We start from the raw sequence: 14,877 nt of genomic DNA on the forward strand, positions 1-14,877 counted from the left end.
TGCGACCCATCTCGGCCTGAGCCACGTTCAGTCGTCGAGGGCTTTGACCGACTTGGGCGACAAGCGAAGGCTGCGCAGGCTGCGCTTGACGCTCTTGAGGTGGTTGACCAGGCTCGGGCCGCGGGCCATGGCCACGCCCATCGCCAACACGTCGATCACCACCAAGTGGGCGATACGCGAAGTCAGCGGGGTGTAGATTTCGGTGTCTTCGTGCACGTCGATCGCCAGGTTGATCGTCGACAACTCCGCCAACGGCGTCTGGCTCGGGCACAAGGTAATCAGCGAGGCGCCGCTTTCACGCACCAGGTTGGCAGTGATCAGCAGGTCCTTGGAGCGCCCGGACTGGGAAATGCAGATCGCCACATCAGTAGGCTTCAACGTCACCGCCGACATCGCCTGCATATGCGGGTCGCTGTAGGCCGCAGCTGTCAGCAACAAGCGGAAGAATTTGTGCTGGGCATCCGCCGCCACCGCGCCGGACGCGCCAAAGCCATAAAACTCAACGCGCTGGGCCTGGGACATGGCCGTCACCGCCTTCTGCAACTCCACCGGATCGAGCTTTTCCCGCACTTCCATAAGGGTGTGCAAGGTGGTGTCGAAGATTTTCAGGCTGTAGTCGGCGACCGAGTCGTCTTCGTGAATGGCGAACTGCCCGAAGCTCGCACCGGCCGCGAGGCTCTGGGCCAGCTTCAGCTTCAAGTCCTGGAACCCGGAGCAACCGATGGCGCGACAGAAGCGCACGATGGTTGGCTCGCTGATTCCGACGCTGTGGGCCAGGTCCGCCATGGAACTGTGCATCACGGCCGCAGGGTCAAGCAGCACATGATCGGCAACCTTGAGTTCCGATTTGCGTAACAGGTGGCGCGACTGGGCGATATGTTGCAACAGGTTCAAAGGGAAGGACTCTTGTTATTGGCTGATGCCGGGGATGTAGCAAGCTTGTAGTTATACTACAAGAATTGCTGGTTTGCCCGTTCGATGCATCACTTAATCGCCCTGCTGCCCCCTGATTTAGCGGGCAGGCTCTTTGTAGCCGGCAGTGCGGCCTGGACTCCACTATCGAAAATCTGCATTTTTCCGTAACAAATCCGCCAACCCTTCGGCCTCCATCGGCCGGCTGATCAAATAGCCTTGCACCTCATCGCAATGCTCGGCCCTGAGAAAATCCAGCTGCTGCTGATCTTCCACGCCCTCGGCCACCACCTTGAGGGACAAGCCATGGGCCATGGCGATGATCGCCCGGGTAATCGCCGCGTCTTCGCGGCCCTGGCCCAGGCCCCGGATAAACGTCTGGTCGATCTTCACGTAGTCCACGGGGATGCGCTTGAGGTAACTGAGGGACGAGTAGCCGGTGCCAAAATCGTCGATAGCCAGCTTGACCCCCAGGTCGCGCAGTTGCTGGAAGGTGGAGATGATGTGCTCAACGCTGTCGAGCAACTGGCTTTCGGTCAGCTCCAGTTCCAGGCACTGCGGCGCCAGCCCGGTTTCTTCCAACACCTGGCGCACCAGGCTGACCAGCTTGCCCTGGCGTAATTGATGTACCGACAGGTTGACCGACACGCGGATCGGCGCCAGCCCCTGGCGCTGCCACTCGCACGCCTGCCAGCAGGCCTGGCGCAGGACGAATTCACCCAAAGGCACAATCAATCCGGTCTCTTCCGCCAAGCCAATGAAATCGCCGGGCGGCACGCTGCCCCACTGCGGATGATCCCAGCGCACCAGCGCTTCGGCGGCGTTCATCTTGCCCGTCACCAGGCACAGTTTGGGCTGGTAGAACACCTTCAGCTGGCGCTCATCAATGGCCTTGCGTAACTGGTTCTCCAACTGCAAGCGCTCCAGGGTGCTGGCTTGCAGGCTGTCGGTATAGAACTGGAAATTATTGCCGCCCAGATGTTTGGCATGTTGCATCGCCATGTTCGACTGGCTGACCAGCGCGGAAACCTCCCGTGCATTATCCGGCAACAGGCTGACGCCCATGGAAGCACTGACCACCAGCTCATGCCCTTCCACCGTCACCGGTACCCGCAGCTTGGCCAGCAGGCGCGTCGCCACCCGCGCCAGGCTCGACAAGCTGCCGTAGGCGTCAAACAACACCGCGAACTCATCGCCGGAAAGCCTGGCAATAGTGTCGGCTTCTGGCAAGGCGTTGATCAGCCGACGGGCCATTTTTTGCAACAGCTGGTCGGCGACTTCGTGGCCAAGGCTGTCATTGAGGAGCTTGAACCGATCCAGGTTGATGTGCAGCAAAGCCAGGCTGCGACCGCCCTGGCGCACTCGCTGATGGGCTTCGCGTAGCCGCTCGCGAAACAACGAACGATTCGCCAGCCCCGTCAGCTCATCATAGTGAGTGAGGTAGCGCATGCGCTCTTCGGATTCGCGTCGCGCCGACAGATCGGCGAAGAAGCCTACGATATGACTGACGTTTCCACGAACATCGCGTACGACGTTCAGCTGTAGCCACTGCGGGTAAAGCTCGCCATTTTTCCGTGCCTCTACCAGTTCACCCTGCCAGGTGCCTTGGCTTTGCAAGGCTTGGCGGATCGCCGGAAAGTGGCGCCGGGCATCGCGGCTGCTAGGCAACTCGACGACATTGCGTCCGAGCATGTCGTCGATTTCAAAACCGGTCACGCGGCTGAACGCCTGGTTGACGGCGATCAACGCGTAATTGGGGTCAAGAATCACAATGCCTTCACTGGCCGCCTCGAATACCGTCGATGCGAGCCGTAGCTGTTCTTCCAGAACCTTGCCAGCACTGATGTCGCGCCGGGTGCCGAGCATACGAGTGACGCGCCCGTTGGCCGAGCGCTCCACGGCGCGGCCGCGGTCCTGGATCCAGACCCAATGGCCGTCGCCATGGCGCACCCGGTACTCCACCAGATAGTCCTCGCTGCGACCTTTCAAATGCTCAACCAGGGCGCGCTTGAGCAGCGGTAAATCGTCTGGGTGCAAGCGCGGCTTGAGGTGACTAAGCATCGCCGTGACATATTCCGGCTCCAGGCCGAACAGCTCCTTGAGCTGGGTGTGGTGGACTTCGTCGCTCTGCAGGTTCCAGTCCCACAGGCCCAACTCGCTGGCCTGCAACGCCAACGCTAGGCGCGCCTCGCTTTTGCTCAAGGCCAAACTGGCGGCGTCCAGTTCCTGGCTGCGCTGCTCGACGCGGTTCTGCAAACCGATCTGGGCCTTACGCAGCTCTTGCTCGACCTGACGCCGCTGCTCGACTTCGCGAACCAGATCCTGATTCAACTGTTCGCTGCGCTGCTGGGCCTGCTGCAAGTGCTCGATCAACGCCTGATTCTGGAAGCGGCGACGCAGTCCACGCTGGATCAAACGGTTGACCTGCCACGCCACCACGCTCAGGGACGCCAGCAGAATCAGGCCCAGGAACCCCCAACCTTGCAGCTGCGGATCGCCGCTCCAGAACAGATAGACGATGGCCGGCACCAGGCAGGGCAAGGCAAACGACAGGAATGCCGACAGGCTCACCGCATAGGCGACGCTGGCCGACAGTGTTGCCGCGCCGATCAGGCCGAATACCCAGGCCTGTTGCGCAAAGCTGTCCACCGGCACCAGGGTGATGGCGGCGCTGGCCAGAGTCAGGCCGCTGACGGCCGAGCCCAACATGAACATGCGGCGCCAGATCGGCTGCGCCTGTCGATTGGGCATGGCGCAATCGAACGCGGCCACCTGGATCACCCGCAAGGCTACCAGCGCCAGCAGCCATACCAGCCAAATGCTGACCAACACGTAGCGCTGCGGGCTCCAGAGCAACCAGGCGCAGACCAGACCGTTAAGTAACATCAATAAGGTGGGCAGCAGCGAGCCTTGGTACAACAGGCGCGTGCGCTCGACCGCCATCTCCATGGCGTAGTGCTTGCGGATAACCTGCGCAGGCGCCACGGAGGTGCTTGGCGGGTTAGTGCTGAGGGTCATAGGCAGCGTTCTTATAATGGTGAGCCCGAAACGTCGACGGAGCATACACAAGCAAGCGGGCAGACCAAACTGCCCCACGTCATAAAAACAGTGTAATAAATGGCCGCAAACCTTGAGGCCAGAGGGCTTGAGTGAGGCGGGGTGCGGGCTACAGAGGTTGACCGACCGGTCATCACCGCAACTGGATTGTTTGCCCCGTGCCCATCGCTGGCGGTTTTTCCTTCGACCACCGGGCATTGGGATTTGCCCACCTTCCCCCGGCACCCTAGAATGCGCCGATGCGCGATGATCTCTCCCTTTTGCTGAACTCTCTCAACGATGCCCAACGCCAGGCTGTAGCGGCCCCCGTTGGCCGTCAGTTGGTCCTGGCCGGTGCTGGCTCCGGTAAAACCCGAGTGCTGGTGCACCGTATCGCCTGGTTGATCCAGGTCGAAAACGCCTCGTCTCATTCGATCCTGTCGGTGACCTTCACCAACAAGGCCGCTGCCGAGATGCGCCATCGCATCGAGCAGTTGATGGGCATCAGCCCGGCCGGCATGTGGGTCGGTACCTTCCACGGCCTGGCGCACCGCCTGTTGCGGGCCCACTGGCAGGAAGCCGGCCTGAGCCAGACCTTCCAGATTCTCGACAGCGACGACCAGCAACGCCTGGTCAAGCGGGTAATCCGCGAGCTGGGCCTGGACGAACAGCGCTGGCCGGTCCGTCAGGCCCAGTGGTTTATCAACGGCCAGAAAGACGAAGGCCTGCGCCCGCAACATATCCAGGCCAGCGGCGATCTGTTCCTGGCGACCATGCGCAGCATCTATGAAGCCTACGAGGTTGCCTGCCAGCGCGCCGGCGTCATCGACTTCTCCGAACTGCTGCTGCGCGCCCTCGACCTGTGGCGCGACCACCCCGGTTTGCTGGCGCACTATCAGAAGCGCTTCCGCCATGTGCTGGTGGACGAGTTCCAGGACACCAACGCCGTGCAGTACGCCTGGTTGCGCTTGCTGGCCAAGGGCGGCGACAGCTTGATGGTGGTGGGCGACGATGATCAGTCGATCTACGGCTGGCGCGGCGCGAAGATCGAGAACATCTACCAGTACTCCGATGACTTTCCAGACGCAGAAACCATTCGCCTGGAGCAGAACTATCGCTCCACTGCTGGGATTCTCAAGGCCGCCAACGCCTTGATCGCCAACAACACCGGACGCCTGGGCAAAGAGTTGTGGACCGACGGCGATGAAGGCGAAGCAATCAACCTGTATGCCGCCTTCAACGAACACGACGAAGCGCGCTACGTGGTGGAAACCATTGAAAGCGCCCTGAAAACCGGGCTGGCCCGCAGCGACATCGCCATTCTGTATCGCTCCAACGCCCAATCGCGGGTGCTGGAAGAAGCCTTGCTGCGCGAACGCATCCCGTACCGCATCTATGGCGGGCAGCGTTTCTTCGAGCGCGCCGAAATCAAGAACGCCATGGCCTACCTGCGCTTGCTGGAAGGCCGTGGCAACGATGCGGCGTTGGAGCGGGTGATCAATCTCCCAGCCCGGGGCATCGGCGAAAAGACCATCGAAGCCATTCGTGATCACGCCCGCCACAGCGATGTGTCGATGTGGGAAGCCATGCGCTTGCTGATCGCCAATAAAGGCCTGACCGGCCGCGCCGCCGGTGCGTTGGCCGTGTTTGTCGAGCTGATCGAGAGCCTGGCCGCCAAGTGCATGGAAATGCCCCTGCACCTGATGACCCAGACAGTGATCGAGCAATCCGGCCTGATCGCCTACCACGAAGCGGAAAAAGGCGAGAAAGGCCAGGCTCGGGTAGAAAACCTTGAGGAGCTGGTCAGTGCCGCCCGTGCCTTCGAAAACAGCGAAGAAGATGCCGAGCTGTCGCCGCTGGCGGCCTTCCTCGGGCATGCGTCGCTGGAAGCTGGCGATACCCAGGCCGATGAGCATGAAGACAGTGTTCAACTGATGACACTGCACAGCGCCAAGGGCCTGGAGTTTCCCTACGTGTTCCTGGTGGGCATGGAAGAAGGGCTGTTCCCTCACAAGATGAGCCTGGAGGAACCGGGACGCCTGGAAGAGGAGCGCCGCCTGGCTTACGTCGGCATCACCCGAGCCATGCAGAACCTGGTGATGACCTACGCAGAAACCCGACGCCTGTACGGCAGCGAGACCTACAACAAAGTGTCACGCTTCGTACGCGAAGTGCCGAAGGGGCTGATTCAGGAAGTGCGGCTGTCCAACAGCGTCAGCCGGCCGTTCGGTGGCGGCCAACAGCAGAATTCCAGCAGCATGTTCGCTGGTGCGGAAATCCCGGAGACACCATTCAGCCTCGGCCAGCAGGTCAAGCACGCGATCTTCGGCGAAGGTGTAATCCTCAACTTCGAAGGCGCCGGGGCCCAGGCTCGGGTGCAGGTGAACTTTGCCGAAGGCAGTAAATGGTTGATGCTGGGTTACGCCAAGCTGGAAGCCGTGTAGGCATCCCCCTCGCCCCTACAAACGGCTCCAAACATGAAGGTGTATGGCCCGCCCCTTGTTTTTATGGGAGATGGGCCAATATCTGTAATACGTCCTACAGATCATTCTGTATCGGTCTTACGCAAAAGCCCGAAACATTATGCCGCTAGCCACTGACATTACACCTGTGCAACATGGCGCGCGTGCAGTCCACAAATGGGAACTCCCTTTATGAAACGTTTTCTTAGCATCGCCATGGCATTGTGCATCGGCCTGACGATGAGCCTCGACGCCAACGCCAAGCGCTTTGGTGGCGGCAAAAGCTCCGGCGCCGCGCCGAGCCACCAGACCAGCCAAATGGCGCCATCGGCCGGTGCCGGCGGTGCCGCTGCAACCGCAGGCGCGGCCGGTGCCGCTGGCGCTGGCGCTGCTGCCAAGGCCGGCGGTGCTTCGCGCTGGTTGGGCCCTCTGGCCGGTATCGCTGCCGGCGGCCTGCTCGCTTCCATGTTCATGGGCGGCGGCTTCCAGGGCATGCAGATCTTCGACATCCTGATCATGGCCATCATCGCCTTTGTGATCTTCCGCTTTATCGCCGCTCGTCGTCGCAAGCAGCAGGAGCACATGGCTCCAGCCGGCGCGCCAATGCAGCGTGAAGCGTTCGAGCAGAAACCAGCCATGGGCTCGATCTTCGGCGGCTCGGCAGCACCTGCCGCCGCTCGTCCGGTGATCAATGCGCCAGCCTGGTTCAACGAAGAGCGTTTCGTTGAGGCGGCCCGCAACCACTTCCAGTCCCTGCAGCAACACTGGGACGCCAACGAAATGGACAAGATCGCTGAGTTCGTGACCCCACAACTGCTGGAGTTCCTCAAGCGCGAACGTGCCGACCTGGGCGACGCCTTCCAGTCGACCTACATCGACGACCTGCGCGTACAACTTGAAGGTGTAGATGATCGCGCCGACAAGACCATCGCCACCCTGACATTCAGTGGTGTGTCGAAGACCTCACGTTTCGACCAGGGCGAAGTGTTCAGCGAAAGCTGGAACATGGAACGTCCGCAAGGCGAAAACCAGCCTTGGCTGGTGGCCGGTATCCGTCAGAACAGCTGATCCCCACACGCGTTGAGCAGGCAGTAACAAAAACCCCGGACTTGTCCGGGGTTTTCCATTTCACGGTTGCACTTATAGCGAGCTACTGTATAAAGCGCCCCTATAAACCGCGCCAACTAGCACGAGGATCCCGGCCGTGGAAGAAGTCATCGAACAATTGCGTGAAGCTAACGAACCTGTCCCGGTTCCTCTGGAACTGCCTGACGACGACGACCTGGTGGAGATTGAAGAACAGTTGTTCATCAATATCCCCTTTGTCTTCAAAGAATTTTTGCTGACTGTCAGCGACGTGGTTTATGGCAGCCTGGAGCCTGTGACCGTTACCGACCCACAGTCCCACACCTATCTGCCGGACGTTTGTGCGACCGCTTGGGATATGGGCGTTTCTCGCGAACTGATCCCAATCTGCCAAGACGGCGACGACTATTACTGCGTCGAAGAAGACGGCACCGTCGTACTGTGGTCCGGCGAAGAAGAGATCGTCACCGAAGAAACCTGGGAATCGGTCTGGCACTGGGCGCGGGACGTCTGGCTGGAAAGCTGAGCCCTGCTCCTACAACGTGTCCTTGTGGTTATCCAGGGTTTCCAACAAGGCAACCTGCATCCGCGTATGCACGCGGATGAACCAGCGCCAGAGCACGGCGGCCACCGCAGCCGTCACCACGGCGATCAGCACCAGCAACTTGTTGGTCGGCAAGATACTGGCCGACAAGGCTGCCAATAGCAGGAAGATCACCAGCAGCGAGAGTACCGGGATCACTTCAGCGATCACCCGGCGCACTCGCTGGGTGTGCCGCCCGGCCATTTCCGGCTTGACGCTCATCTCCGCCAGCAGCATCGACAACGCCTTGAGCTTGCGGTATGCCGCAATCAGGAACGGCAGCGACAACAGCAATGCCCCGCCCCAGATCAACGCTTTTTGCCAGCTTGGATCGCTGATCCAGCCTTGCAACAGATCGCCAATGCGCACCGCGAAATAGCTTCCAGCAAAGAAAATCGCGATCACCAAGGCTAAATTGACCCCCACCTGCAGAATGATTTTGCGGATCATCGACGCCAGCATCGCGCCCTCGCCTTGGGGCTGAATGCTGCGTAGCCATTCGCCATACATGCCGAACACTCGGCTCATACGCAGGGGCATCACGGCGGCAATCTTCAATGACAGCGGGTCGGCGGCACGAATCAGGTAGGGCGTCATCAGTGTGGTGAGCACCGAAACGGCGACCGCCACCGGATAGAGGAAGTCGCTGGTGACCTGTAAGGTCATCCCCAAGGCGGCGATGATGAACGAGAATTCGCCAATCTGTGACAGCCCCATCCCCACACGCAACGACGTTCGGCCATCGTTACCGGCGATAAAGGCCCCAAGGCCGCAGGACAGCATCTTGCCCAGCACTACCGCAACGGTAATCACCGCAATCGGCCAGGCGTATTGCACCAGGATCAGCGGGTCGATCATCAAGCCGATGGCGACAAAGAAGATGGCGCTGAACATGTCGCGAACCGGCTCGATCAGGCGCTCAATCTTCACCAACTGCCGGGACTCGGCCATGATCGCACCGATCAGGAACGCCCCCAGCACCATGCTGTATTCCAGCTTGACCACTAACAGGCAGAAACCAAAACACAGGCCCAGTACGGTAATCAGCAGCATCTCGTTGCTTTCAAACTTTGCCACATACGCCAACAACCGTGGCACCAGCAAAATGCCGATGACCAAGGCGACGATCATAAACAGCGAGAGTTTGCCGACCGTAGAAAACACTTCGCCGGAGCTGACCGTACCGCTGACGGCGATGCTCGACAGCAAGGCGATGATACCGATACCGAGAATGTCTTCGACGATCAGCACACCAAAAATCAACTGGGCAAACCGTTGATTTTTCATCTTCAGGTCGTTGAGGGCCTTGACGATGATGGTGGTCGAGGAAATGGCCAGGATTGCGCCGAGGAACAGCGAATCCATGGTATTCCAATCGAACCAGCGGCCAATTTCGTAGCCGATCCAGATCATCAGGATGATCTCCAGAAAGGCCGCGATAAACGCCGTAGCACCCACTTTGAACAACTTGCGCAGGCTGAACTCCAGGCCCAGGCAGAACATCAGGAAGATCACCCCCAGCTCGGCCAGGGTCTTGATGGTGTCTTCGTCGTGGATCAGGCCGAATGGCGGGGTGTGCGGGCCGATGATAAAACCGGCAACGATATAACCCAGGACTACCGGCTGCTTGAGGCGATGAAATAGGACCGTCACCACGCCCGCCACCAGCATGATCACGGCCAAGTCCTGGATAAAGCTGATGGCGTGCATGGCGAGGGGCTCCTTGAGGGTACTGGCGCTTTCCCGGCTCCCACGCTGCTACTCAAACGGGTCGCAATGAGCGGAAGGAAAAGTCGGCCTTGAACGTAAGAAATGCCCGTGAAGTGGGCTTTTCAAGGGTAACACCGCGACTTCCGGCGAAAAGCCGGTGCAATATATGGAAACAGATAGAGCCAGGCGTGACGACAAGCCGCGTCCCGGCGTCCCGTTAGAGATGGCTCTGCAAAGATTCAAGCACCCGCAGAGGTGCCTCCCCAACCAATGCCTACAACCGTGAGTGTGCTATGGAACCCGGAAACGCCCAGCTGTCGATGACGGTATTGATGACCCCTGACATGGCCAACTTCTCAGGCAATGTCCACGGCGGCACCCTGCTCAAGTACCTCGACGAAGTGGCTTACGCTTGCGCCAGCCGTTACGCCGGACGCTACGTTGTAACCTTGTCGGTGGACCAGGTGATTTTTCGCGAGCCGATCCATGTCGGCGAGTTGGTGACCTTCCTGGCCTCGGTCAACTACACCGGCAATACATCGATGGAAGTCGGGATCAAGGTGGTGACCGAGAACATCCGCGAGCGCTCGGTGCGTCACACCAACAGCTGCTTCTTCACCATGGTCGCGGTCGACGACCAGTACAAGCCGGCGGCCGTACCGCCGTTTCAGCCGCAGAACAGTGAAGACAAGCGCCGCTTTATGCAGGCCAAGCAGCGTCGGCAGATTCGCCAAGAGCTGGAGAAGCGGTATCAGGAAGTCAAGGCCGACGGGCCGTAGGATGTAAGAGCTGGCTTGCTCGCGAAAACACTTGCGACCACTTGACCGCTAACCAAGAGTATCTACAGCCCTATCGGCGTAGCCTCAAAGCGCACTCGTGGATGTGCAATTCGATCCTGGGCCCGCACCAGTTCCAGCTCGTAACTGGCGCAGGCCTGAGTCTCCAACAGCACCTCATGCACCGCAGCAGCGGTAAACTCGAAGGCTGCCAACAGGCTATCTCCTAATAACACCCGCGCCAGGAACAGGCCTGACGTCAGGTCGCCCACGCCCACCGGTTGCCGAGGAAACGCCAACAGTGGCCGGCGCAGGTGCCAACTGCCTTCGGCAGTCACCAGCAGCATCTCGAAGCCGTCCGGCAGTTTGCCGGGGTAGTCCAGGTGCTTGACCAGCACCGCTTTCGGCCCACGAGCCAACAGCGCCCGCGCCATGCCCAGGCAATCGAACAGCGACTGCGGCTTGCGGCCAGCAAAACTGTCCAGTTCCAACTGGTTGGGGCACAGGAAGTCAGCCATGGCGGCGGCCTCGTCCAGCAGGAAATCGCTGACTTCCTGCGGCACGATGCAGCCTTTTTCCGGGTGACCCATCACCGGGTCGCACAGGTACAAAGCCTTGGGGTTGATCGCCTTGATCCGTGCCACGCCGGTGAGGATCGCCCGGCCCTGGGCCGCGCTGCCCAGGTAACCCGAGAGCACCGCATCGCAGTTACCCAGTTCGCCAATGGCCGCGATCCCTTCGACCAATGCAGGAATCTGCTGCGGCGCCAACACTTCGCCCGCCCACTGGCCATACTGCGTGTGGTTGGAGAATTGCACCGTGTTGAGCGGCCACACATTCACCCCGACCCGCTGCATGGGGAACACAGCAGCGCTGTTGCCGGCATGGCCAAAGACCACATGGGACTGGATCGCAAGCAGATGAGGCGTACGTTTCATGCAGGGGATTTCCATAAAACCGTTGAAATTCAGGCCGCGCAGTATGCGACTAAACGCAGCCTGTACGACAGACCGGAGACGCAGTTAAGCTGGTCATACTTTGTTGGAGTTCATCGAATGCTGACCCTGGGAAATATCTTCGTGCTGATGCTGCTGGCGACCGCTGCCGCCTGGGTGTGGCACAACCACGGCCTACGCGAGCGGGCGCTGGAACGGGTCAAGCAGCATTGCGCCAAGCTCGATATCGAACTGCTCGATGGCGCCGTGGCGTTGAAACGCATCGGTTTTGTGAAAGATGCCAACGGTCGTCGACGGTTAGCGCGGGTCTACAACTTTGAGTTCACCGTGACCGGTGAGGCGCGACACCCTGGGACCATCACCCAGTTCGGCGCCCACAGTGCGCAGATTGAACTGGCGCCCTACCCCTTCGAGATCAAGACGCCACTGCCCAGCGCCGAGGTGATTGAGATGAGCCAGTGGCGCCAGGAGCACGGCAAGGGCCGTCAGTAACGGCAATCGGCCAATCCGCGCTGCAAGCTGACGACGTCCTGCGCCTCGCTGAAAATCAGCTCAACCCGCGAATCCCGACGCCACTCACTGGGCTGCCAGGTTATCGTGATGTTATCCACAGCGTTGGCTGAAACCCAACCATCAGGACTGTGGATAACCAGCTTGGCCCGCCGCCAGTCCAGTGCTTCCAGCCATTGCCGCACACGCTGCGGGTCCAATTGCTGGCTCGGATGCCAGCGCCAGCCAATGCTCCAGCCACCTTCCTGGGCCTGACTCAGGCAGATCGGCAAGGCCGGATCGCTCCAGATCGCCGACATCTGCGCCACTCCCTTGGGCACCTCGAAGTTATCCACAACGGCGCCGGCCTGTGCTGAAAGACCCGGAAGTTGCGCCAAAGGCAGGTGCGCCTGGCGCGTCCAGTAAACGGGACAGGCGGGTAACTGACTTTCAATCATCGCGCGCTGCGTGGCGCTCAGTCCCTCATCCTTGTTCAACACCAGCAAACCGGCGCTGGCCAGGGCCTCGCGTTGTGCGGTCGGCAGCGGTTTTCCCGCTGCCAGGGCCTGGGCGTCCAGCACCAGCACACAGGGTTGGACCGCCAGCACGTCCTGCCATGGCGCTTCGCGTAGTTGCTTGAGCAGTTGCGCCGGATGACCCAGCCCAGACGGTTCGATGAACAACCGATCCGGCTTTGCCTTACGCAACAAACGGCCCAGTCCTACCTGAAACGGCACACCATTGACGCAACACAGGCAACCGCCCGCCACTTCGCCCAAGGCAATACCGTCGTCATCGCGGGTCAGCAGTGCCGCGTCCAGGCCGATCTGCCCAAACTCATTGATCAACACCGCCCAGCGCTCGTTGGCCGGGCGTTGGCTGAGCAGGTGTTTGATCAGGCTGGTCTTGCCGGCGCCCAAAGGGCCGGCAATCACGTGGGTAGGGATGTTCTGCAGCATGTTGGACATCATTCTGACCGTGTAGAGAGGTTTGATCCTACCCGGTTACGCCAACCAATCCAGCGTCAGAATCAGCCGTCGTTGATCACCCGTCAGCTGCGGCGAGCGATGGATCAGGCCGAATCCTTCATTGCCGTGCCACTTTTCGCCTTTGAGCAAGGCCACTTCCCCGCAATGGACTTGCTCGATGTTGTGCTCGGGTTCTGCGTCTGCCTGACTCAGGTGCCGCCGCTCCATGACCCCTTCCCGCAACCATTGACTGCCAATCCCCGCGTAAGTGGTGATCAGCCGCACCGGCACATGATCGACGTGAAAACGCGGGCACATGGCTTTGTCCAACAGCCTTAACCGCACACCAATGCGCTTGGCACCGAGCAAACAGGCAAAGCCGCTGATCAGCCACGACACATCGGCGATAAACCCTTCATAGCCTTCAATATCGCTGAAATTCGACGCAAAACTGCGCAAGTTTGGCTCATCATCTTCGCTGGCCAGTTCAACGACCAACGATTCGGCCAACGGCTCATTTCGCGATAGCAGTAAGGTGCCGAACTCGGCGATATGCAGCGGCAACTGACGCTGCCACAGCGCCAGGTTCACGCCGTCTTCCAGGATGTCGGTCAGCACGGCCGGGGGTTTCCCCAGGCTCTGGCGGATCACCGGGCGCAATTTCATTATCGGTGCAAGCATCAGGCGGCAGCCTCCTCATACCAAGGGCCAAAGGGATCAGCCAGCAAGCGCCAGCCTTCGACGCCCAGGACCATTTCTTCATCGGTCAGCAGGCAAGCGTCCAGTTCAGTAGTCATCCTCGCAAAGTCGATGTTCTGCCCGATAAACACCAGTTCCTGACGGCAGTCTCCGGTGCTCAGTTGCCAGTTACCCATGATTGCCGCGACATTTTCTTCGTCCTGTGGCCACTCGCTCTTCGGCACAAAGCGCCACCAGCGTCCGGCAAAACCATGGCGCATCAAGCCTCCGGCCTGGGACCAGCTTCCCGCGTCCTGGTGCTTGCTGGCCAACCAGAAAAAACCCTTGGAGCGCAGCAATTTGCCGTTAACCCACGGGCGGTCGATAAAGTCGAAAAAGCGTTGGGGATGGAACGGGCGACGGGCTCGATAAGCAGTGGACGCGATACCGTATTCCTCGGTTTCAGGTACATGTTCGCCGCGCAGCTCCTGCAACCAGCCTGGCGCCTGGGCCGCGCGTTCAAAGTCGAACCGGCGGGTATTGAGAATCTCCGCTAGCGGCACTTCGCCCATGACCATCGGGATGATGTGCGCCTGGGAATTGAGGCACGCCAGGATCGCCATCAATTCCTGGCGCTCGCTGCTGCTGATCAGATCAATCTTGCTGATCAGGATGACGTCGGCAAATTCGATCTGTTCGATCAGCAGGTCAGTGATGGAGCGCTCGTCCTCTTCACCGAGGGTTTCACCCCGGGACGCCAGGCTTTCAGCAGCCTGGTAGTCGAGCAGGAAGTTCATGCCGTCGACGACCGTGACCATCGTGTCAAGGCGTGCGATGTCCGCCAGGCTCTGGCCGTCTTCGTCACGGAAGGTAAAGGTTTCGGCTACCGGCAGCGGTTCGGAAATGCCGGTGGATTCGATCAGCAAGTAATCGAAACGACCTTCCTTCGCGAGTTTTCCGACTTCAATGAGCAAGTCTTCACGCAAGGTGCAACAGATGCAGCCGTTGCTCATCTCTACCAGTTTTTCTTCGGCGCGATTGAGGATGACGTCGCGCTGGACCTCGCCGCCATCAATGTTGATTTCACTCATGTCGTTGACGATCACCGCCACCCGCAGGTTTTCGCGGTTACGCAAGACATAGTTGAGCAGCGTGCTTTTACCGGCGCCGAGAAAGCCGGAGAGCACAGTAACGGGGAGACGGTTGGGCATCAGGTATTCC

Annotated in this window: 12 protein-coding genes; 5 read left to right on the forward strand and 7 right to left on the reverse strand. The window is 60.1% G+C overall.

Annotated elements, in window-relative coordinates; translation table 11 throughout:
- Positions 1–27: 27 nt before the first annotated feature.
- Both hexR and FQ182_RS02255 read right to left on the reverse strand, forming a co-directional pair.
- Positions 28–894 (reverse strand): transcriptional regulator HexR, encoded by an 867-nt coding sequence (hexR, locus tag FQ182_RS02250; protein ID WP_133100690.1) that lies wholly within the window; start codon positions 892–894, stop codon positions 28–30.
- Between the two features lie 162 nt (positions 895–1,056).
- Positions 1,057–3,930, reverse strand: a complete 2,874-nt coding sequence (locus FQ182_RS02255) for an EAL domain-containing protein (protein WP_149412524.1) — start codon at positions 3,928–3,930, stop codon at positions 1,057–1,059.
- A gap of 278 nt (positions 3,931–4,208) precedes the next feature.
- On the opposite strand from FQ182_RS02255, the gene uvrD reads away from it, so the two are divergent.
- The 3 genes from uvrD to FQ182_RS02270 all read left to right on the forward strand — a co-directional run bounded on the left by uvrD (position 4,209) and on the right by FQ182_RS02270 (position 8,022).
- Positions 4,209–6,392 (forward strand): DNA helicase II, encoded by a 2,184-nt coding sequence (gene uvrD, locus FQ182_RS02260; RefSeq protein ID WP_149412523.1) that lies wholly within the window; start codon positions 4,209–4,211, stop codon positions 6,390–6,392.
- A 210-nt stretch (positions 6,393–6,602) separates the two neighbouring features.
- On the forward strand, positions 6,603–7,478 hold the full coding sequence (locus FQ182_RS02265) for a Tim44 domain-containing protein (RefSeq protein ID WP_149412522.1): 876 nt from the start codon (positions 6,603–6,605) through the stop codon (positions 7,476–7,478).
- Between the two features lie 136 nt (positions 7,479–7,614).
- Positions 7,615–8,022: an SMI1/KNR4 family protein gene (locus FQ182_RS02270; protein ID WP_133100686.1), complete on the forward strand. Its 408-nt coding sequence runs from the start codon at positions 7,615–7,617 to the stop codon at positions 8,020–8,022.
- 9 nt (positions 8,023–8,031) lie between these two features.
- Here FQ182_RS02270 and FQ182_RS02275 read toward each other — a convergent pair whose 3' ends face one another.
- Positions 8,032–9,789, reverse strand: coding sequence for a cation:proton antiporter (locus tag FQ182_RS02275; RefSeq protein ID WP_149412521.1), 1,758 nt, complete (start codon positions 9,787–9,789; stop codon positions 8,032–8,034).
- A gap of 293 nt (positions 9,790–10,082) precedes the next feature.
- Between FQ182_RS02275 and FQ182_RS02280 the strand changes: the two genes are divergently transcribed.
- A complete protein-coding gene (locus tag FQ182_RS02280; protein ID WP_149412520.1) occupies positions 10,083–10,568 on the forward strand; it encodes an acyl-CoA thioesterase in 486 nt (161 codons plus the stop codon).
- Between the two features lie 62 nt (positions 10,569–10,630).
- Here FQ182_RS02280 and pdxY read toward each other — a convergent pair whose 3' ends face one another.
- Positions 10,631–11,503 carry a pyridoxal kinase PdxY gene (gene pdxY, locus FQ182_RS02285; RefSeq protein WP_149412519.1) on the reverse strand — a complete coding sequence of 291 codons (873 nt, stop codon included), beginning with the start codon at positions 11,501–11,503 and terminating at the stop codon, positions 10,631–10,633.
- A 117-nt stretch (positions 11,504–11,620) separates the two neighbouring features.
- Between pdxY and FQ182_RS02290 the strand changes: the two genes are divergently transcribed.
- Positions 11,621–12,013 carry a DUF3301 domain-containing protein gene (locus FQ182_RS02290; RefSeq protein WP_133100682.1) on the forward strand — a complete coding sequence of 131 codons (393 nt, stop codon included), beginning with the start codon at positions 11,621–11,623 and terminating at the stop codon, positions 12,011–12,013.
- Here FQ182_RS02290 and FQ182_RS02295 read toward each other — a convergent pair.
- From FQ182_RS02295 to zigA, 3 genes are read right to left on the reverse strand one after another with little or no spacing between them, the layout of a single operon-like run.
- Positions 12,007–12,969 carry a GTP-binding protein gene (locus tag FQ182_RS02295; protein WP_149412518.1) on the reverse strand — a complete coding sequence of 321 codons (963 nt, stop codon included), beginning with the start codon at positions 12,967–12,969 and terminating at the stop codon, positions 12,007–12,009. The two genes, FQ182_RS02290 and FQ182_RS02295, sit on opposite strands and share 7 nt — an antisense overlap.
- A 45-nt stretch (positions 12,970–13,014) precedes the next feature.
- Positions 13,015–13,659 (reverse strand): DUF1826 domain-containing protein, encoded by a 645-nt coding sequence (locus FQ182_RS02300; RefSeq protein WP_149412517.1) that lies wholly within the window; start codon positions 13,657–13,659, stop codon positions 13,015–13,017.
- Positions 13,659–14,867 carry a zinc metallochaperone GTPase ZigA gene (zigA, locus tag FQ182_RS02305; protein ID WP_149412516.1) on the reverse strand — a complete coding sequence of 403 codons (1,209 nt, stop codon included), beginning with the start codon at positions 14,865–14,867 and terminating at the stop codon, positions 13,659–13,661. The genes FQ182_RS02300 and zigA overlap by 1 nt, the downstream gene beginning before the upstream one ends.
- Positions 14,868–14,877: the final 10 nt, after the last annotated feature.

It is taken from the genome of Pseudomonas sp. ANT_H4, assembly GCF_008369295.1.
Classification (GTDB): domain Bacteria; phylum Pseudomonadota; class Gammaproteobacteria; order Pseudomonadales; family Pseudomonadaceae; genus Aquipseudomonas.